This window comes from Caproiciproducens sp. CPB-2, from assembly GCF_036287215.1.
In the GTDB taxonomy this organism is placed as follows: domain Bacteria; phylum Bacillota; class Clostridia; order Oscillospirales; family Acutalibacteraceae; genus Caproiciproducens.
In genome coordinates this window covers 1,071,135-1,089,396 of record NZ_CP142860.1, presented here as the reverse complement: position 1 = coordinate 1,089,396, position 18,262 = coordinate 1,071,135, and the positions used below count along the sequence as shown (strand labels likewise).

The window sequence follows — 18,262 nt, the reverse complement described above, 5'->3', positions numbered from 1 at the left end:
TGTTATAATCCTTTCATCTGGTCCGCCCGGAGATTTTCCATAATACCGTGCAGCTTATTGACAAGCCGGGTAAGCTCCGCGGTATCCTCCGGCCCCAGCTCTTCCATCACTCTGTCGAACCAATAATGGAACTGCCGATGGGTCTTTTCAAGCTGTTCCGCTCCCTTTTCCGATAATTTCACATAAACGACCCGCCGGTCGCTTTTCGCCATGATCCGTTCCACCAGCTGCTTGTTTTCAAGGGCGTTCAGCATTTGGGAAACGGCGGGCCTGCTCATTTGCGCCGCCCTACTCAGGTCGGTAACCTTCGCTCCGGGACTGCTTTCGCCCGCTTCCTGTGTCAGCCGCCGAATCGTATGCAGCGTAAAATACTCGCCCCGGGATACGCCCTCCATCGACGGTCCCCACGCATGAGCCCTTTTCAGGTTGTGCATTGCCTGAATCAGTTTCTCCTTTTCCGCCTGGTCCATACATTCCCTCTCCTTTGTTCTGTTTACGAATATTAAGTACCTTAATAGTTAACTACATGAAACATTATTATACGCAATCTTTTTCATAAATCAAGACCCTTTTTTCACTTTTAACGCATTGTTTACAGACTATCCATATATTTACCGGATTCTGGCAAGTTATGACGCATAAAAAACGCCCCGCTCAAAACCGGCAACAGCTTGAAAAAAGGCGAAAAAGAACGTTGCCTCCCCCCGCCGAAAGCAGGAGGAGGCAACGAAACGAATTTCTCTGTATGAACAACTGCTGTAAAATCAGTTGAGAAGGGCAGATTTTATATGCGATGATTAAGATTTTGCCGGCTGCTGCTCGACCGCGTCGGCGGCGGCTTCCAGCCACTGCGCGTTGATCAGCTCGACCAAACCGGAATCGCAGTTTTTTGCAACCTCGGGGTCAAGCGGGCACTTGCCCAGGACCTTCAGACCGAATTTTGCGGCGATCTCTTCCACATGGCTCTCGCCGAAGGGCTTGATGATCCTGCCGCAGTCCGGGCACTTGACATAGCTCATATTTTCCACAATACCGACAATCGGCACATTCATCATTTTCGCCATGTTCACCGCTTTGGCCACAATCATGGAAACAAGCTCCTGCGGGGAGGTGACAATGATGATGCCGTCCAGCGGAATGGACTGGAACACGGTCAGCGGCACGTCGCCGGTCCCCGGAGGCATATCGACAAACATGTAGTCCACGTCCGTCCAGATCACGTCCGTCCAGAACTGCTTGACGGTATTTGCGATGATCGGGCCGCGCCAGACGACCGGAGCCGTTTCCTCATCCAGCAAAAGATTGACGGACATAACGTCGATACCGGTCTTGCTTTTGACCGGAAGCAGGCCGAGTTCGCTTCCCATAGCCTTTTGGTGAAGACCGAATGCTTTGGGGATGGAGGGGCCGGTGACATCCGCATCGAGGATGGCGGTGTGGCTGCCGCGGCGGTTGAGAAGGACGGCCAGCATGGAGGTCACCATGCTTTTGCCTACGCCGCCTTTGCCGCTGACTACGCCGATCACTTTATTGATTTTACTCATTGCGTTTGGGGCTTCCAGAAAATCGGCCGGGCCGGCGGCGCGGGAAGGGCAGTCCTCGCCGCAGGAATCGCAGTTATGCGTACAATTTTCTTCGCTCATGATAATCATCCTTCATTTCAAAATACGATCTGCGGCTTGCCGCAGAATCCGATCCATAGAACAGATATATTGTAAAATTATATACTAAATTTGTCAACTTTATCCCTGAAATATTTAAAAAACAGGCCGACACAGCAGCCTGTTTTTAAAGATTCCCGCCGCGGCGGAAAATATCCAAAAGGAAATATTTTTTACAAGGGTATCGTTTGGAAAAGGCAGTCAGAACTCCATTTTCAGACTGCGCAGGAACAAATCCGAAAGCACTGTTTTCGGCTCCTTCTTCCCGTTGATCACCACGTCCACCGCGCGGCAGATCGGCAGTTCCACCCGGTACTCTTCCCCCAGCCTCAAAAGTGCTGTGGTGGTCGCCACCCCCTCGGCCAGCTCGCCGTAATTTTCTCCCCTGACGAACAGCTCGCCGAACCTGCGGTTATGGCTGAACTCGGAAAAGACGGTCGCCTCGCAATCGCCCAGGTGGCTGAGGCCGTAAGCGGTAATTTCATTGCCGCCCATCGCCTGGATCAGGCGCGCGATCTCCCTTGTCCCTCGGGACATCAGGGCGCCCTTCAGCGCGGTGCGGTTCAGCCCGTCCAGCATTCCGCCCGCAATGCCGATGACATTTTTGGCGGCCGCGCCCACCTCGTTGCCCAGCAGGTCGGTCCCGTAATAAAAGCGGATCAAATCGCTTGAAAACGCCTTGACCAGATATTCCTTGATCTCCATGCTGTGGCTGTCAATGACCATACAGTTGGGGATTCCCCTTACGAAATTCTGCACGTGTCCCGGCCCGACCCAAATGGCGCAGGGCACCTTCGGCGCGTATTCCTCTGCAATCTGCGTCAGCCGCCTGCCCGTTTCCGCTTCCAGCCCCTTCATGCACAGCACAATCGTTTTGCCGCCCAGGCTGAGAGCGGACAGCTCCCGCATCAGCGAGCGAAAGCTCTGCGCCCCGATGGAAACCACCAGGATCTCCGCAGTGCCCACCGTTTCGGCGAGATTTTCCGAAAGAACGATCCCTTTATTCAATGTAACCAGTCCATTGGTGCGCGTCTCGAGAAGCGTCCTCATCTTCTGAGAGCCCGCGCGCCCATAGAGGGTAATACGATGATTCAATCTGTCAAGATACCACGCCAGGAAGCTGCCCCATCTTCCGCAGCCGACGACCGATATATCCATTCCATCGCCTCCTTTTTTTATGATACCATACTGCCCGGCTTTTTACAGCAATTCCTCCCGGAGTCCGTCTCAAAGAATTTCCAGCTCAAACCAGAACACGCTTCCGCTGCCCTCCCGGCTCTGCACGCCGTACGCGCCGCCGTGCATATCGAGAATGGCCTTTACAATGGAAAGCCCCAGCCCCGTGCCGATCTGTGCGCGCTTATGCGCCTTGTCTACCTTATAGTAACGGTCCCAGATATCGTTGAGTTTGTCCTCCGGAATCCCTTCGCCGGTGTCGCGGACGGAAATTTTCACTCTGCCGTCCCGCACCAGCTGCGTAATTTCAACAACCTTATCGTTCCCGGTGTAGGTGATGGCGTTGTTTACCAGATTGTAGACAACCTGGGAAATTTTCAGCTCGTCGGCGTTGACCGTCACGTCCTCGTCGGCGTGAAAGGTAATGTTGTAATCCGTCAGCTTGGAATAGCGCTGCAGAATCGTCCGGATGCTCTGCGTCAGATTGAAATCGGCTTTGCTGAGCGGCTGGGTGCCGGACTGCAGCTTGGAAATATCGAGAACGTCGTTGACCAGCGTGGTCAGGCGCGTGGCTTCGTCGATGATGATCTGTACGTTTTCCGGGGTATTTTCCCCGGGCAGATCGCGCATAACCTCGCTGTAGCCGGTAATCATGGTCAGCGGCGTGCGCAGGTCGTGGGAAATATTCGCGATCAGGTCCCGGCGCAGCGCTTCCGTTTTGGAAAGCTCCTTCGCCGCGTAGTTCAGGGTCTGGCCCAGCTCCGATATCTCCCTGTAACCCGTCTCGTCGAAGGATACGTCGTATTTCCCGGTACCGAGGACCTTTGCCGCCTCGTTGATTTTGATGATCGGCGTAGAAATTTTTTTGGACAGGAACAGCGCAAGCAAAAGGGACAGGATCAGCATGACGACGGTGATGCAGACAAGCTGGATCCGCAGGGTGTTTACGGTGGAATCGATCGGCGAAATCGTGGAATTGAGCAGCACCATTTGGCGGGTGCCGTCCTTTTTCTCCACAATCTGCGCGTAGATAATGCTTTCCGCGCGCGGCGGCTCAAGCCTGCGCTGATAATTTTCCACGCTGAAATCGCGCGTCAACCGCTCAAAATAAGTACCGCCCTGCGCTTTCGTCACGGCGTAGACCTGTGCAAGATTGAAAAGGCTCAGGCGGCTGATAACGCTGTTCGGCAGGGAATCTTCCTTATAGTAGATCACTCCGTTCTGGTCGGAAACAATAATGCACATCTGGTTTCTCTGCGAAAGGCTCTGTACCGTTGCGGACAGGTCGCCGGAATCGATGTTTTTTGCGATCGTCTGGGCGGACGTCCTGATTTCCCGGGTTTTAATGGCTTTGTAGAAGCTGTTCAGAAAGACCACCTGAAACACCCACAGCAGGACCAGGATCACTGCCGTAAAACCGGCGAAAGAGGCAAAAATGCGCCATTTAATACCGATGCGCTCAAAGTGTTCTTTCAACTTCAAAGCGGTACCCCACCCCTCGTAACGTGACAATGAACTTGCTGTATTGCTTCAGGCTGCGGCGAAGCAGCTTGATATGGGTATCCAGCGTGCGGTCGTCCCCGTAAAAATCATAGCCCCACACATTGGTAATCAGCTTTTCCCGCGTCAAAGCGATGTTCTTATTGTTGACAAGATAGAAAAGAAGGTCGTACTCCTTGGGAGACAGGTCAACCTTTTCCCCGTCCACGGTGACGATCCGCCCCGTAAAGTCGACGGTCAGGCCCTCAAACCGCTGTACCTCCTTCTGAGCCGCGGCGCTTTCCGGGCTGGCGCGCTTGATGATCGCGTGAATCCGCAGCATCAGCTCCTTCGGGGAAAACGGCTTGACGACATAGTCGTCGATCCCCAGCTCAAACCCGTGGATTTTGTCGTACTCTTCGCCCCGCGCGCTGAGCATCAGGACGGGCGTGGCGCTGTATTTGCGGATTTCCCGTACGGCGGAAAACCCGTCCAGCTCCGGCATCATGACGTCCATCAGAATGATGTCGAAATCGTTGGGGTGGCTGCGGCAGATGGAAACCGCCTCCATACCGTCCCCGGCCTCGGTGACGGTATGCCCCTCAAACGTGGCGTATTTTTTAATCAGTTCCCGGATCTTTTCCTCGTCGTCCACTACCAAAATATGATACAAGCTGTCCGCCTCCGCTTTTTCCTTCAATTTATACATCATCATTATAAAAGATCATTGTGAAGACTTTGTGACCGTTCAACGATTGTTTGATACAATCCCCCGCGGAACGGGATGGCTTTATTGTACCACAGATCATGCTTGCAGGAACAGTGTTTTTATGCAATAATGAAATTATAATGATAAGATGGATGGGGTATGAAGATGAAAAATCCATACGCTCCCGCAAATCAATTATTCCCCAAAAAGCGCACGATCATGATGCACGCCCCGTTTCTGGAAACCGGAGGCAAAGAAGCTGCGGCAGACGAATGAAATCTGCCGCAGCTTCTTTGGAAATGTATATGAATACTTGGAGGTATGAATCAGTCAAAAACGCCTGTGGAGAGGTAGCGTTCGCCGGTATCCGGCAGCAGCGCCACAATCAGTTTCCCCTTGTTTTCCGGGCGTTTCGCAAGCTGGGTCGCTGCAAACGCGGCGGCGCCGGAGGAAATGCCGACGAGCAGTCCTTCGCTGGAAGCGAGGTGCTTGGTGGTTGCAAAAGCGTCCTCATTGGCGACGGTAAGCACTTCATCCAGAATGTCCGTGTTCAGAATATCCGGAACAAAGCCCGCGCCGATTCCCTGAATCTTGTGCGGTCCGGATTTCCCTTCGCTGATGACCGGGGAAGAAGCGGGCTCCACGCCGACGATCTTCACGTTCGGATTCTGGGATTTCAGGTATTCGCCGACACCGGTAATGGTGCCGCCCGTTCCGATACCGGCAACGAAAATATCGACTTTTCCGTCGGTATCGCGCCAGACTTCGGGTCCGGTCGTCTCACGGTGAATTTTCGGGTTCGCCGGGTTCACAAACTGGCCGGGAATATAGGAATTCGGAATTTCCTTCGCAAGTTCATCCGCTTTCGCGATCGCGCCCTTCATACCCTTGGCGCCCTCGGTAAGAACCAGCTCGGCTCCCAAAGCGGCAACCAGCCTGCGGCGCTCGATGCTCATGGTTTCCGGCATGGCAAGGATCAGCCGGTAGCCCTTTGCCGCCGCGACAAAGGCAAGGCCGACGCCGGTGTTGCCGCTTGTCGGCTCGATGATGGTGGTATCTTTATTGATAAGCCCTTTGTCCTCCGCATCCTTGATCAGCGCATAGCCGATTCTGTCCTTAACGGAAGAAAGCGGATTGAAATATTCCAGTTTTGCCGCAACGGTTGCTTCCAAGCCCTTTTCCTTTTCATAATTCGTCAGTTCCAAAAGCGGAGTGTTTCCGATCAGTTCAGTTAAATTCTTAGCGATAGACATAATCATCTCTCCTTAATTTATGATATTAAAGGTAACAAATTTTTTTGGGGCATCCACCTATTTGGCAAGCTGGGACAATAAATATTGCGCCCCGCTCTGAGAAAGAACAGCCGGTTCACCAACATTCCCCCAATCAATATTAAACATATCTATTTAGTAATGTATTCGATTTGACTTTATTATAGAACTCATATATGATAATGTCAATAGGAAAAGTAATATTTTTTATTGCAACGATTATGAAAACATAGTATCATGTTTTATAAGGGATAAAAAAATAAGGAGTGGCCTATGAAACTTTCCACAAAAAGCCGTTACGCGCTGGAAGGAATGCTGTATCTGGCGGTCTTCGGCAATGAAAAACTGCTGAGCATCAGGGAATTGTCCTCGGGGATTCAGGTTTCGGCAGCATATATGGAGCAGATCTTTTTCAGTCTGAAAAAAGCCGGGCTGGTGTCCACTATACGCGGCGCGAAGGGCGGCTTTCTTCTGAACCAGCCGGAGGACGGGATCACCGTCGGCAAAATCATCCGCGCGACGGAAGGCGATATGGTGCCCGTCGAGTGCGTGAGCAGCCTGTCCGCCTGCAAAAGCAAGGTGCGTTCAAGCTGTATCAGCCGGAACGTATGGATACGGATTTCCGCGGCAATATCCGACACGGCCGACAGCCTGACCCTGCAGGAGCTGAAAGAAAAATATATCGCGGAAAACGGAGGGCGCTCATGAAAATCTCGACAAAAGGAAGGTACGGGCTGCGCGCCCTGATCGATCTTGCCATGAACAGCGAAGAGGGCTGTGTCTCCCTCTCCGGAATTTCCCGGAGGCAGGACCTGTCCCTCAATTATCTGGAAAGTATTTTCGCTTCCCTGAAGCGCGCGGGGATCGTCATCGGAATCGCGGGCGCACAGGGCGGCTATGTGCTGGCCAAACCGGCAAAGGAGATCACCCTGCGGGACATTATGACCGTGCTGGAGGGCGACATGTCGGTTTACGACAATCTGGGAGAAAGAACCAGCATCCGCAGCTTTCTGAACCGCAACGTCTGGGATATGATTGACCGCAGCGTGGACGAGGTTCTGACCGGCACCACGCTCGAAGATGTGCTCAAGGATATTGAAGCCCGGCAGCTTTCCGCGGACTGCTCGGAACTGTAATATCCGTCTGTAAAAAAGAAGGAACGCCCGTGGACTGAAACCAGTTCGGCGGAGCGTTCCTTTTCTTTATTTTTATTTAAATCTGCGTCACAGTCAATTCCCGACCTCAATGCTGATTTCGTTGAATTTATCCGTCAGGTCCTTGATGGCCAGCTCGTTTTTCCGCTCTCCGGCGGCATCGACCACAATCCCGCCGCGGTGCATCATCACCAGCCGGTCGCCGTAATTGACGGCGAATTTCAGATTGTGCGTAACCATCAGCGTCGTCAGCTTCTTTTCACGGACAAACCGTTCCGTGAGCTCCATGACGTTTTCGCTGGAGCGCGGGTCGAGCGCCGCGGTGTGTTCGTCGAGGATCAGAAGATCAATCGGCGTCATGGTGGAAATGAGCAGCGCCAGCGCCTGACGCTGGCCGCCGGAAAGGCTGGCGACCGGCAGATCGAGCTTCTCTTCCAGGCCGAGCTTTAACAGCTCCAGCTGCGAACGGTAAAAATCGATTTTCCTTTTATTCACCCCGGGCTGCAGCCCGAAGGAACCGCCCTTATTGTCCGCAAGCGCCATATTTTCCAGAATGGTCAGCTCGGGACAGGTCCCTTTCGACGGGTCCTGAAAAACACGGCCGATGAATTTGGAATGCTGGTACTCTTTCAGCCGGCTGATTTCCTGACGGTTCACGGAAACGCTGCCGCTGTCGACGGCGATGCTCCCGCAGAGGATGTTGAGGATGGTGGTCTTTCCGGAGCCGTTGCTGCCGATGACGGAAACAAACTGTTCCTTTTCAATTTCCAGATTGAAATCGGTGAACAGCACCACCTCGTTGACCGAACCGGGGTTGAAGGTTTTATAAATATGCTTCATGCTGACGAAGCTTTCGCCCGTCTCAGATTTGGGTTGGATTGACATTTTGCTTTTTCCCCCTCCCCATGAACATATTGTTGGATATCAGCGCGACGGTGAAAAGGACCGCCATCAGCAGCTTCAGATAATTGGTCGGCAGTCCGAGCTGCATGGCGATCACGAGGCACGCCTTATAAATAACGGCGCCCAGGATCGCCGCCGTGGTGGCTTTCATCAGCCTGATTTTCCGGAACAGGTTCGTGCCGATAATCACCGAGGCAAGCGCCATTACCACCATGCCCGTTCCGCTGGCCACGCTGGCGGATTCCGTCTGCTGGCTTAAAATGCTGCCCGCCAAAGCCGTACAGCCGTTGCCGATGGCAAGGCCGACGACCTTCATGGTCCCGGGGTTCCTGCCGAGAGAGGTAACATACTGCGCGTTGTCCCCCGAAGCGCGGAGCAGCAGGCCGGATTTGGTCTTCAGGTACCCGTCCAGCAAGAGCTTCACAATGACGCAGGAAACCGCCGCGATGACCACCACCCGGTAATTTTCCGGAAGGCCGCCTGCCAGCAGGCCGGAAAACCCGGAATTGAAAATGGTGCTTTTGTCGTAAAACGGCATCACCGCGCTGCCTTTGGTAACGACAAGGTTCACACTCCAAAGCCCGGTCATCACGAGAATACCGGAAAGAAGGTCGGTAATTCCGAGCTTCACGTGCAGCAGGCCCGTCAGGCAGCCCGCGGCGGCGCCGCAGACAAAGGCCGCCAGGCACGCCAGCCAGGGGTCGGTTCCGACGGTAATCAGTGCCGCCGTCACACACGCCCCGAGCGGGAACGTCCCGTCGACCGAAAGGTCCGGGAACCCCAGAACGCGGTAGGTGATGTATACGCCGACGGCCATGATCCCGTAAATGAATCCCTCTTCCAGCACATTGACAGCCAGGCCCAGAATGATATCCATGGAGAGTTTACCAGCTTTCTGTTATTTTGTTACCGCCGTGGCGCCGGAGTATTCCGCCGGCAGGGTCAGGCCGAGCTGATCCATGACCGCTTTGTTGTAGACGGGGGTGCAGTCCTTGACCATATAAACCGGCGTTTCGGAAGCCTTCGCTTCCCCTTTCAGGATTTTCGCCGCCATCTTCCCGGTTTCCTTGCCCAGGGCGACATAGTCGATGCTCTGGGATGCGAGGCAGCCGTTTTTCACCTGTTCCTCTTCCGAGCCGAAAACGGGGATGTTTGCCTTTCCGGCCGCCTGAAGGACGGAGGAAAGATTGTCGACGACATTATTATCGGTAAAATTATTGATGCAGTCAACGCCCTTGGAAACGGCCGTCGCAGCCGCGGCGGCAACCTCGGAGGCGTTGGTCACGCCGACGTCGACGACTTCAAAGTTGTATTTCGGGGCAAGCTCCGTGAACTGCGCGAGCTGGGACACGGAATTCGGCTCGCTGGTGGTGTAGAGGATGCCGATTTTTTTCGCATCCGGCAGGAACGCGCGGATCATTTTGATCTGCTGCTCAAGCGGAAGCACGTCGGACGAACCCGTGCAGTTAACTTCCGGCTTTTCGTTGGACTTGACGATTCCCGCGGCGACCGCGTCGGAAACGGCGGTGAACACAACGGGGATATCGGTGCTTTTCGCCGCGCTGTACGCGGACATGGCCGCCGGAGTTGCGATTCCCATCATCATGTCATATTTCTTGGAAACCATGTTTTTCGCGATCAGGTCGCCGTTCGCGTTATCGCCCTGCGCGTTTTGAAAATCAATGGTGATATTGTCCCCGTCTTTGAGTCCGGCTTCTTCCAGACCCGCTTTAAACCCGGTGTAGCAGTTGTCGAGCGAGGGATGCGTCGCGTACTGAATGACGCCGATCTTGAAATTTTTCGCCGCGCCCTGGCTCTGTGCTTCCGAACCGGCAGCGCTTGCCGCGGAGCTGGCCGCCGTACCGGATGAACATGCCGTAAAGGAAGCCGCAAGCGCTGCCGCAAGAATCCCCGCCATGATCCTTTTTATTGTATAATGAAATCTGTTTTTCATTGTCGTTTCCTCCTGAAAGTTAAGTTGTTTCGTTTTTGCCGCGGTTGATTGACACAGCCTCGCCATCGTATCCCATACATTGCCATTTCCGTCACTCCTTAACCTGGATTCCCTTAGAAATAAAAAAACCCTTGCCCCTGAAAACAGGGACAAGAGCATTCGCTCCTGTGGTACCACCCAAATTGACGGTTAAACCGCCCGCTTTTTCCATACACGACTTTCCATGATGTATGCTTCCTTGGTAACGGGCGAAGTTCCCGTCAAAAGCTAATAGGCAGAGCCGGCTGCTCCGCTTTTCATTTTGCCCTCATAAGTCCATTCAGCCTGCCTCACTCCTCCGCAATCCCACCATCTGCGGCTCTCTGCGCGAGCGATCTGCCTGCCTACTACTCTTAATCATCGGTTTATGGTTTTTATTCTCTTTGACAGCTATTATATGCAAAACACGGAAACTTGTCAAGCACTATTTTTTCTTTTCGCGGTCCTGGGCCTGATGAGATCGTAGCTCTGGCCGATCCACGTGTAAATTTCCTGCTCCGGAACAGAACCGTCCACCTTTACGGTATTCCAGTGCACCTTGTTCATATGATAGGCGGGCGTCACCGCGGAATAAGCGCCGCGCAGCAAATCGGCAAACATCGGGTCGCACTTCAGATTGATATTGACGGCCCCGCCGCGCTCATAAATAAAGGCAAAGGCTTTTTTGTTGGCCCGGTGCCGCAGAACGGCCCACGCCTGCGCCGATCCGGGATCGTCGTCAAACGGATAATCCTCATATGCGCCGGGAAATGTCAGGCAAAATTCAATCAGCGCGCGTTTTGTCAGCATACCGCAGCCCCTCCTCCTTAGTATCATGAAAGATTCCCGGAATGTATCCGAAAGCTATTCAAATTGTAAGCGATTTTCCTGTAAAGTCAAGAGGATTCCGGCCGATATAAAGATTATATAAAGAAAAAACATTCCTTTCGCAGGGACTACATATTTAAATAATCCTGTCGATATTTAGTATAGAAGAGGTTTCATCTCTGTCGGATAATACGATAAAAGAATTATTCCGAATTGGAAATGAGCTTCTTTCTGTAATTTTGTTCGGCATGCATTTTAAGATATCGGAGGAATTTCGTTTGGATATTTCAGTTGTTTTGGGAATTGTGATTTCGTTTGGTGCTTTGATTCTGGGATACACCTTGGAGCACGGAGTGTTGAGTTCCCTTTTTCTGCTGAGCCCCTTCGTCATTGTTTTTGGCGGTACCATGGGCGCCGTCGTACTTTCTTACAAGCTGACCGATATTCTGTCGGCGTTTAAGTCCCTGGTGGGTACGTTTTCCAACAAATCGTCGGGAGATCCAACCAAGGTCATTGAAAAAATCACCTTTATGGCCGACGCCTGCCGTCAGGGAGGAATCCTGAAGCTGCAGGAGCTGATCAACGACTCCGAGCTGGACAGCAACGAATTTCTGGTTTTAAAATCCGGCATGGTGCTGGCGCTGGACATGAAGTCCGACGAGGAAATCCAGTACGCCCTGGAATCCAACATCCGCGCCTATACGGCGCAGAAGCAGATGGAAATATCCGTATTTACCAGCGCCGCGGGCTTCTCTCCCACCATGGGCGTAATCGGCACCGTCATGGGACTGATCCAGGTGCTGTCGAACATGACCGACGCGGCGGCGCTCACAGCTTCCATCGGCGTCGCTTTCGTCGCTACGCTGTACGGCGTCGTGCTGGCGAACCTTGTGTACCTGCCCTTTGCCAGCCGCCTGAAAAGCGTTCTGAAGCGGCAGCAGATTTTAAGGGAAATGATGACGGAAGGAATCTGCATGATCGCGCGCGGAGAATCTTCCCGCAGCATCGAAAATAAGCTTTCCGTTTATTACCAGCTGTTTCCGCACGGCGATAAGAAGTATAAGGAAGGTATCGAGAAATAAATCAGGGGGAAACATATGGCTATTAAAAAGCATGTTGCTTCAGAGCATGAAGAAGAAGAAAACAGCGAGAGATGGCTTCTGACCTATTCCGATATGATTACCCTTCTGCTCGCTTTATTTATTATTCTCTATTCCATGAGTACCGTCGACGCGAAAAAGGTCGCAAAAATGGCTGAGAATTTCGGCATGGCGATGGGCAACAGTTACTCCACAAGCGCCAACGGGGCGGGAACCGGAACAGGGACAGGCACCGGAACCGGAACAGGGACGGGGACTGGCACAGGGACGGGAACCGGAACAGGGACGGGAACCGGTACGGGCACAGGTTTTGGCGGATCCGCGGTAAATCCCGACGCGCTGGATCAGGTTTACGACGTGCTGGAAAACTATGTTCAGAAAAACAGTCTGCAAAATTCGGTCGGGCTGGTCAATTCGGACACCTATGTAAAGATCCATCTGAAGGACACGCTGATGTTTGTTCCGGACAGCCCCAAAATGCTGCCCTCCAGCGAACCGGTGCTTCACGAGATCGAAGGCGCCCTGTCGCAGGTATACGACCGCATTGATTACATTACCATCAGCGGGCATACCGCGGACGTCGGCGAACATACCGTCGCGAGCGACCAGGTTTCCTGGAGGCTGTCCACGGAGCGCGCCATCACGGTGATGAACAGCTTTGTCAGCTACGGAATGAAGCAGGACAAGCTGTCGATACAGGGCTTCGCCCATTTTTCGCCGATTGCTTCCAACCTGACCGAGGAAGGCAGAGCCAAAAACCGCAGAGTAGAGATCACCGTGGTCAAAAACCCTCCTGCCGGTAAAACGGAAAGCAAGGCAAATTAAAGGGAAATCTGCCATCTGTATAAAAGTCCCCAGTCGGTACAGAATATTAAAAGAAATTTTTAATAAAGAGGTGCCGACCATGACAAATTTACATTGTGACGTAATGACCTGTGCCAACAACAGGGACAACTTTTGCTGCAGACCCGAAATTCAGGTCAGCGGCCGTCAGGCCCGGGACAGCGAGGAAACCTGCTGTTCTTCTTTTCTCGATGCGACGGAAGGCGCGCAGAACTCCGTTGGCTGTTCCCTTCCCAATACGGCGCTGGACATCTACTGTGAAGCGAAAAACTGCCGGTTTAACTCAAACGAGCGGTGCGGCGCGAATGAAATCAGCGTCCAGTCCGGAAACGCCCAACCGCACTCACAGTCCGCAACGGCATGTGCCAGCTTTGAAAACAGATAGGATTTCGGAAATCCCCATAACAACAGACAGGATGGGCGGCGCCACAGGGCGCCGCCCATTTTCTATGTCTGGAATTGATGGGGATATCTTCCTGTCATATTTTGTAACAATTGTTGTGATACGGTCCTACATATGCTATACTGTTTGTGTTAATTTTACTTGTTGATTAGAAGGTGCTAAGATGAATCATAATAAAAATTACAGCAGGAGAGGACTGGTCCTTCTGACGGCCGGTCTGCTGCTTTTATCCGGCTGCGGCGGAAATAAGCAAGCTTCTTCCAGCGCCGCCCCCGCGAGTTCCGCAATACAAAGCGCGGTTTCTTCCGCGGTAAGTTCACAGGAGGCTTCCTCCTCACAGACGCCGCCTTCTTCCTCTCAGCCGGAAAATTCCGCCGCGGTGCAGGAAAGCGCCAAGGCGGACGCAAGCTACCTTGATGACGCGGTATTTATTGGGGATTCCGTATCCCTGAAGCTGAAAAACTACGTCACCGCAAAGCGCAAAACAGAGGCGGGCTTCTTTGGAAAGGCACAATTTCTGGCCGCCGGCAGCATGGGCAGCGGCAACGCGCTGAAACCCCTTGGCACTTCTTCCATCCACCCGGCCTATAACGGAAAGAAGGCGCTTCTGGAAGACAACGTTGCGGCGATGGGCGCGAAAAGGGTCTACATTATGCTGGGAGCGAACGACCTGGCCCTGTACGGCATCGACGGCTCCGTAGAAAACATGTCCAAGCTTCTTGCGAAGATTCAGGAAAAATCCCCGGACGCCAAACTATTCGTTCAATCCGCGACCCCCATCATCAAGGAGCAGCAGATGACGACCCTGAACAATCCGAATCTTTCCGCTTACGACGCGAAGCTGGCGGAAATGTGCAAAAAGAACGGATATTATTACATTGACGTTGCGTCGGTCATGCGGGACAGCGAGGGGAACCTGATTCCCGAATACTGCAGCGACCCCAACGACCTCGGAATTCATTTTACGGACAAAGCCTGTCAGGTATGGATTGATTACATTTTGACACACACTGTAAAATAAGGGAGAATACCGATGAAAAAGCTTCTATCATTGCTGCTCGCCGCGGCAATGCTCTGTTCTCTGGCCGCGTGCGGCGGCGGAACAAAACAGGCCGACCTTTCTAAGGTGATGGCGGATATGAAGACGGCCGTTTCCAATAAGGAAATGATGGATTTGTCCGCCGAGGACCTGATGCCGAATTACGGAATTGACACTGCGGACGTCAAGCAGTTCGCCGCCTACGTTGATTCGACCGGCATCAAGGGCGACGAGATCATCTTCCTGGAGGGAAAGGACGCCGACGCGGCCAAGCGGATCAAGGAAAAGCTGGACGCCCGCTACCAGCAGAAGGAAACCGAAATGAAGGACTATCTGCCGGAGGAATACGCGATGCTGAAAAAATGCGGCGTCAACCAGAACGGAAATTACGTCAGCATGATTGTCTCGCCCCAGTACGAGGAGCTGAATAAGATATACGACGCCGCGGTCAAGGGCTAAACAGCCGAGCGGCGGCTTTTGCAGGAAATGGTACAAAAGCCCGGAGGAACGAAAAAAATCACGTTCTTCCGGGCTTTCCTTCTGCTTTCAGAAAAGTTTTGCGGGTTCACCTTTCCGCTAAAATATTGCGGTCCATAAGGGAGCCGGAGAGTATCAAAAAACTTGTCAGGTGGCGGGAAACTGCACTAAGGCGATTAAAAGCCAATAGAGAAGAAAGTTCGATTTTCCATCTGCAACCTTTCAAGGTCACACTTTGATTTTGTCAAGCACCTCGCCGATGCTGCCCTGAATCACCAGATTGGCGTTGCGGTCCTGCGGGGTACTGGTGCGGTTGATCAGGACCAGCCGGTCCCCGCCGTAGTAGTCGATCAGGCTTGCTGCCGGATAAACCGCAAGGGAGGTCCCGCCGATGATCAGCATGTCCGCGCGCTCAATCGCCTCCACCGCGCCGTAGAGCGTGCGCTGATTGAGGCCCTCCTCGTACAGCACCACATCCGGCTTAACGGTGCCGCCGCAGGTGCAGGTCGGAATTCCCGTGCTGTTCAGGATGAATTCCGCGTCGTAAAGCTTATGGCAGCGCCGGCAGTAGTTGCGGTGAACGGAGCCGTGCAGCTCGTAGACCGTTTTGCTCCCCGCCATCTGGTGCAGGCCGTCGATATTCTGCGTGACCACCGCGGTCAGTTTTCCCGCCCGCTCCAGCTCGGCAAGCTTTCTGTGGGCGGCGTTCGGCTTTGCGGTCAGGCAAAGCATCTTGGCCCGGTAAAAGTCGTAGAATTCTTCCGTATGCGTTTCATAAAAACTGTGGCTCAGCATCGTTTCGGGCGGATAGCGGTAATGCTGGTGGTAAAGCCCGTCCACGCTGCGGAAATCCGGGATTCCGCTTTCGGTGGAAACACCGGCTCCCCCGAAAAACACAATGCGTTTGCTCTCGTCAATCATGCTCTGCAGCTTTTCAATATTCTGTTCCATTACACAGCCTCCATTCTTGCTTCTTCTATTTTGCGCCTGTGGCGGCAATTTTTCAAGAGAAAATTCTTCCGGAATAAAATACCCGGTTTGCATAACGGATTGATTTCGACTATAATAATACGGAATAAAAAAACGGGGCGGTGGCTTTGAAAATGCAGGAAAAGGCTTTGCGAATCATCAACGAGGTAAAAAAAGCAGTGGTCGGAAAAGACGTGATTGTCCGGAAAGTGCTGATGGTGATTCTGGCGCAGGGGCACATCCTTCTGGAGGACATCCCCGGCGTTGGAAAAACGACGCTGGCCCTTGCCTTTTCCAAGGCGATGTCCCTTGATTACAAGCGGGTCCAGTTCACGCCGGACGTAATGCCGACCGACGTAACGGGATTTTCCATCTACAACAAGGCGACCGGTTTATTGGAGTACAAGCCCGGCGCGGCGCTGTGCAACCTGTTTCTGGCCGACGAGATCAACCGCACCTCCAGCAAGACGCAGTCCGCGCTTCTGGAGGTCATGGAGGAAGGCAGCATCACGGTTGACGGAATCGCCCACCCCACCCCGAAGCCCTATATCGTGATTGCGACCCAGAACCCCATCGGTTCGGTGGGCACGCAGATGCTGCCGGATTCCCAGCTCGACCGCTTTATGGTCCGGCTGACCATGGGGTACCCCGAGCTGCGCGACGAAGTGGAAATTTTGAAGCGCAAGCAGGGCGAGGACCCGCTGGAATCGGTCCAGAAAGCCGCCGACGCGCGGGAAATCATCACCATGCAGAACGAGACGGACACCGTCTATCTCTCAGACGATCTGTACGCATACATCGCCCATTTGGTGAGCGCGACCCGCGAAAACAGCCTGATCCGGCTGGGCGCGAGCCCGCGCGGCTCCATCGCGCTCGTCAAAATGGCGCAGGCGAACGCCTACCTTTCCGGCAGGGACTATGTGGTCCCGAAGGACGTGCAGTCCGTCTTCACCGACGTGGTGGAGCACCGTATGATTCTGAAGCCCCAGGCGAAAATAGGCAACGTGACCGCAGCCGGCCTGCTCAGGGACATTTTGAGGGACGTCCCCGCGCCCGCCGTCGCGCAGAAATAGGGGCGCGCCATGTTCCGCTGTCGTGCCGCCTACTGCGCCGTGCTTGCCGCCGCAATTCTCTTCTTTATCTTTTTTAAAGAATATCTGGCCTTTTTTACGCTGGTGCTGATTCTCATCCTGCCGTTCTTCTCGTGGCTGTTTCTGGTGCTCGCCGTACGCAAAACAACCGCGGAGCTTGCGGCGCAGAATGTCACCCCGTACAAAAATCAGGAATTTTCTCTGTATATTACCCTGAAGAGCGCGTCCGCCTTTCCCCTGCTCCGCGCAAAGCTGCACTTCTCCTGTGTAAACTCGCTCAGCGGCGAAAGGCAGGAGCAAACCCTGTTCACGCCGGTGAACGCCCGCTCGGAGCAGACCGCGGAATACCGGATGCAGTCCCGCTACTGCGGCCGTATCACGGTAAAGCTGACGCAGCTTCAGTACTACGACCCCCTCGGAATATTTCAGATCAGCCGGAAACCGGACCTTCGGGCCGAATGCTTTATCGCTCCCCGGGTGCATCCGGTCGATTCTTCCATCGATATGACGGCGGCCGCGGGCACGGAAAGCAATACCTACTCGGAAGAAAAGCCGGGGGACGACCCGTCTGAAATTTTCGACGTGCGCGCGTTCCGCAGCGGCGACCGCCTGCGCAGCATCCACTGGAAGCTCAGTTCCAAGCTGGACGAGCTGATGGTAAAGGAATTCAGCCTTCCGGTCGACAGCGGCATTCGGGTGCTGTTGGAGCTGCTCGCGCCAGATATGGAGACGCTGGACGCACTGATGGAAACAGCCGCCTCTTTATCGCATTTCTTTACGGAAAACCGGATCATCCACCGAATCGAATGGTACGGAAAAGAAGAGGACCGGCTGTACACGTCGCTGATTCAAAGCGACGAGGATCTGGCCTCTCTGCTGAACAGCCTGCTTTCCGCGCAGTCCTACCGCGAGGAACCGTATGTCCTGAAGTCCCGCAGCAAGACGGAGCAGGACGCCGGAAGCTTTTCCCACGCCGTTTATATCACGGGAAAACTGACCGAAGCGCTTACGGAGCTTTGTGACCGGCCGAACGGAGAAAAGATCACCGTGCTTTTTGTCGGAGGAGAAACGGACGACGAACAGCTCCGGCTGGCGGACGCGCTGCGCGCGATGAACGCGGAAGTGGCAACGGTCCATCCTGAAAAAATCCAGCAGTGCCTTTCCGGCCTGATTCTATAAAGGAACAG

20 protein-coding genes and 1 other annotated feature are annotated in these 18,262 nt (G+C 53.6%); of the genes, 9 read left to right on the top strand and 11 right to left on the bottom strand.

The features are described 5' to 3' along the window. Nucleotides 1-2 precede the first annotated feature (2 nt). From VXK30_RS05385 to cysK, 6 genes are all read right to left on the bottom strand, one after another. On the bottom strand, nucleotides 3-470 hold the full coding sequence (locus VXK30_RS05385) for a MarR family winged helix-turn-helix transcriptional regulator (protein ID WP_275712778.1): 468 nt from the start codon (nucleotides 468-470) through the stop codon (nucleotides 3-5). Between the two features lie 327 nt (nucleotides 471-797). Continuing rightward, nucleotides 798-1,643: an Mrp/NBP35 family ATP-binding protein gene (locus VXK30_RS05380; RefSeq protein WP_275712780.1), complete on the bottom strand. Its 846-nt coding sequence runs from the start codon at nucleotides 1,641-1,643 to the stop codon at nucleotides 798-800. Nucleotides 1,644-1,862: 219 nt separating this feature from the next. After that, nucleotides 1,863-2,819, bottom strand: coding sequence for an NAD(P)H-dependent glycerol-3-phosphate dehydrogenase (locus tag VXK30_RS05375; protein ID WP_275712782.1), 957 nt, complete (start codon nucleotides 2,817-2,819; stop codon nucleotides 1,863-1,865). 69 nt (nucleotides 2,820-2,888) lie between these two features. Further along, entirely contained in the window at nucleotides 2,889-4,319 is a 1,431-nt protein-coding gene (locus tag VXK30_RS05370; protein WP_275712783.1) for a sensor histidine kinase, read from the bottom strand. Next, on the bottom strand, nucleotides 4,297-4,989 hold the full coding sequence (locus VXK30_RS05365; RefSeq protein WP_275712784.1) for a response regulator transcription factor: 693 nt from the start codon (nucleotides 4,987-4,989) through the stop codon (nucleotides 4,297-4,299). The genes VXK30_RS05370 and VXK30_RS05365 overlap by 23 nt, the downstream gene beginning before the upstream one ends. A gap of 362 nt (nucleotides 4,990-5,351) precedes the next feature. Further along, on the bottom strand, nucleotides 5,352-6,281 hold the full coding sequence (gene cysK / locus VXK30_RS05360) for a cysteine synthase A (RefSeq protein WP_275713208.1): 930 nt from the start codon (nucleotides 6,279-6,281) through the stop codon (nucleotides 5,352-5,354). A gap of 288 nt (nucleotides 6,282-6,569) precedes the next feature. Here cysK and VXK30_RS05355 point away from each other — a divergent pair, with 288 nt between their 5' ends. Then, nucleotides 6,570-7,004 carry an RrF2 family transcriptional regulator gene (locus VXK30_RS05355; RefSeq protein ID WP_275712785.1) on the top strand — a complete coding sequence of 145 codons (435 nt, stop codon included), beginning with the start codon at nucleotides 6,570-6,572 and terminating at the stop codon, nucleotides 7,002-7,004. Next, nucleotides 7,001-7,432: an RrF2 family transcriptional regulator gene (locus VXK30_RS05350; RefSeq protein ID WP_275712786.1), complete on the top strand. Its 432-nt coding sequence runs from the start codon at nucleotides 7,001-7,003 to the stop codon at nucleotides 7,430-7,432. The genes VXK30_RS05355 and VXK30_RS05350 overlap by 4 nt, the downstream gene beginning before the upstream one ends. Nucleotides 7,433-7,525: 93 nt before the next feature. On the opposite strand, the gene VXK30_RS05345 is transcribed toward VXK30_RS05350, so the two are convergent. The 4 genes from VXK30_RS05345 to VXK30_RS05330 form a co-directional block, all read right to left on the bottom strand. Next, the gene (locus tag VXK30_RS05345; RefSeq protein ID WP_275712787.1) at nucleotides 7,526-8,335 is read right to left on the bottom strand and encodes an ABC transporter ATP-binding protein; all 810 of its coding nucleotides are present in this window, start codon (nucleotides 8,333-8,335) and stop codon (nucleotides 7,526-7,528) included. Further along, a complete protein-coding gene (locus VXK30_RS05340; RefSeq protein WP_275712789.1) occupies nucleotides 8,313-9,230 on the bottom strand; it encodes an ABC transporter permease in 918 nt (305 codons plus the stop codon). Before VXK30_RS05340 ends, VXK30_RS05345 begins: the two co-directional genes overlap by 23 nt. 21 nt (nucleotides 9,231-9,251) lie before the next feature. Then, complete coding sequence (locus tag VXK30_RS05335) at nucleotides 9,252-10,307, bottom strand: ABC transporter substrate-binding protein (RefSeq protein WP_275712790.1); 1,056 nt, start codon at nucleotides 10,305-10,307, stop codon at nucleotides 9,252-9,254. Nucleotides 10,308-10,449: 142 nt separating this feature from the next. Further along, nucleotides 10,450-10,716 (bottom strand) — a binding site (T-box leader). 47 nt (nucleotides 10,717-10,763) lie between these two features. After that, complete coding sequence (locus tag VXK30_RS05330) at nucleotides 10,764-11,135, bottom strand: MmcQ/YjbR family DNA-binding protein (protein WP_275712791.1); 372 nt, start codon at nucleotides 11,133-11,135, stop codon at nucleotides 10,764-10,766. A gap of 296 nt (nucleotides 11,136-11,431) precedes the next feature. Between VXK30_RS05330 and VXK30_RS05325 the strand changes: the two genes are divergently transcribed. The 5 genes from VXK30_RS05325 (at nucleotide 11,432) to VXK30_RS05305 (ending at nucleotide 14,997) form a co-directional block, all read left to right on the top strand. Next, on the top strand, nucleotides 11,432-12,235 hold the full coding sequence (locus VXK30_RS05325) for a motility protein A (RefSeq protein WP_275712792.1): 804 nt from the start codon (nucleotides 11,432-11,434) through the stop codon (nucleotides 12,233-12,235). A gap of 15 nt (nucleotides 12,236-12,250) precedes the next feature. Continuing rightward, nucleotides 12,251-13,078, top strand: coding sequence for an OmpA/MotB family protein (locus VXK30_RS05320; protein WP_275712794.1), 828 nt, complete (start codon nucleotides 12,251-12,253; stop codon nucleotides 13,076-13,078). Between the two features lie 79 nt (nucleotides 13,079-13,157). Further along, nucleotides 13,158-13,481: a DUF1540 domain-containing protein gene (locus VXK30_RS05315; protein WP_275712795.1), complete on the top strand. Its 324-nt coding sequence runs from the start codon at nucleotides 13,158-13,160 to the stop codon at nucleotides 13,479-13,481. A gap of 181 nt (nucleotides 13,482-13,662) precedes the next feature. Next, complete coding sequence (locus VXK30_RS05310; protein WP_275712797.1) at nucleotides 13,663-14,520, top strand: GDSL-type esterase/lipase family protein; 858 nt, start codon at nucleotides 13,663-13,665, stop codon at nucleotides 14,518-14,520. A 12-nt stretch (nucleotides 14,521-14,532) separates the two neighbouring features. Next, entirely contained in the window at nucleotides 14,533-14,997 is a 465-nt protein-coding gene (locus VXK30_RS05305; RefSeq protein ID WP_275712799.1) for a DUF4358 domain-containing protein, read from the top strand. Nucleotides 14,998-15,243: 246 nt separating this feature from the next. Here the strand turns inward: VXK30_RS05305 and VXK30_RS05300 are convergent, their stop codons facing one another. Beyond that, entirely contained in the window at nucleotides 15,244-15,966 is a 723-nt protein-coding gene (locus tag VXK30_RS05300; RefSeq protein ID WP_275712801.1) for an NAD-dependent protein deacylase, read from the bottom strand. Nucleotides 15,967-16,118: 152 nt separating this feature from the next. Between VXK30_RS05300 and VXK30_RS05295 the strand changes: the two genes are divergently transcribed. Then, nucleotides 16,119-17,057: an AAA family ATPase gene (locus VXK30_RS05295; protein WP_275713210.1), complete on the top strand. Its 939-nt coding sequence runs from the start codon at nucleotides 16,119-16,121 to the stop codon at nucleotides 17,055-17,057. A gap of 9 nt (nucleotides 17,058-17,066) precedes the next feature. Next, entirely contained in the window at nucleotides 17,067-18,254 is a 1,188-nt protein-coding gene (locus VXK30_RS05290) for a DUF58 domain-containing protein (RefSeq protein WP_275712803.1), read from the top strand. The last annotated feature ends 8 nt before the right edge of the window (nucleotides 18,255-18,262 follow it).

Coding starts and splice junctions, on each gene's coding strand:
- VXK30_RS05385 (WP_275712778.1), bottom strand. CDS start 470: ATGGACCAGGCGGAAAAGGAGAAACTGATTCAGGCAATGCACAACCTG.
- VXK30_RS05380 (WP_275712780.1), bottom strand. CDS start 1,643: ATGAGCGAAGAAAATTGTACGCATAACTGCGATTCCTGCGGCGAGGAC.
- VXK30_RS05375 (WP_275712782.1), bottom strand. CDS start 2,819: ATGGATATATCGGTCGTCGGCTGCGGAAGATGGGGCAGCTTCCTGGCG.
- VXK30_RS05355 (WP_275712785.1), top strand. CDS start 6,570: ATGAAACTTTCCACAAAAAGCCGTTACGCGCTGGAAGGAATGCTGTAT.
- VXK30_RS05350 (WP_275712786.1), top strand. CDS start 7,001: ATGAAAATCTCGACAAAAGGAAGGTACGGGCTGCGCGCCCTGATCGAT.
- VXK30_RS05345 (WP_275712787.1), bottom strand. CDS start 8,335: ATGTCAATCCAACCCAAATCTGAGACGGGCGAAAGCTTCGTCAGCATG.
- VXK30_RS05340 (WP_275712789.1), bottom strand. CDS start 9,230: ATGGATATCATTCTGGGCCTGGCTGTCAATGTGCTGGAAGAGGGATTC.
- VXK30_RS05335 (WP_275712790.1), bottom strand. CDS start 10,307: ATGAAAAACAGATTTCATTATACAATAAAAAGGATCATGGCGGGGATT.
- VXK30_RS05330 (WP_275712791.1), bottom strand. CDS start 11,135: ATGCTGACAAAACGCGCGCTGATTGAATTTTGCCTGACATTTCCCGGC.
- VXK30_RS05320 (WP_275712794.1), top strand. CDS start 12,251: ATGGCTATTAAAAAGCATGTTGCTTCAGAGCATGAAGAAGAAGAAAAC.
- VXK30_RS05315 (WP_275712795.1), top strand. CDS start 13,158: ATGACAAATTTACATTGTGACGTAATGACCTGTGCCAACAACAGGGAC.
- VXK30_RS05310 (WP_275712797.1), top strand. CDS start 13,663: ATGAATCATAATAAAAATTACAGCAGGAGAGGACTGGTCCTTCTGACG.
- VXK30_RS05305 (WP_275712799.1), top strand. CDS start 14,533: ATGAAAAAGCTTCTATCATTGCTGCTCGCCGCGGCAATGCTCTGTTCT.
- VXK30_RS05300 (WP_275712801.1), bottom strand. CDS start 15,966: ATGGAACAGAATATTGAAAAGCTGCAGAGCATGATTGACGAGAGCAAA.
- VXK30_RS05295 (WP_275713210.1), top strand. CDS start 16,119: ATGCAGGAAAAGGCTTTGCGAATCATCAACGAGGTAAAAAAAGCAGTG.
- VXK30_RS05290 (WP_275712803.1), top strand. CDS start 17,067: ATGTTCCGCTGTCGTGCCGCCTACTGCGCCGTGCTTGCCGCCGCAATT.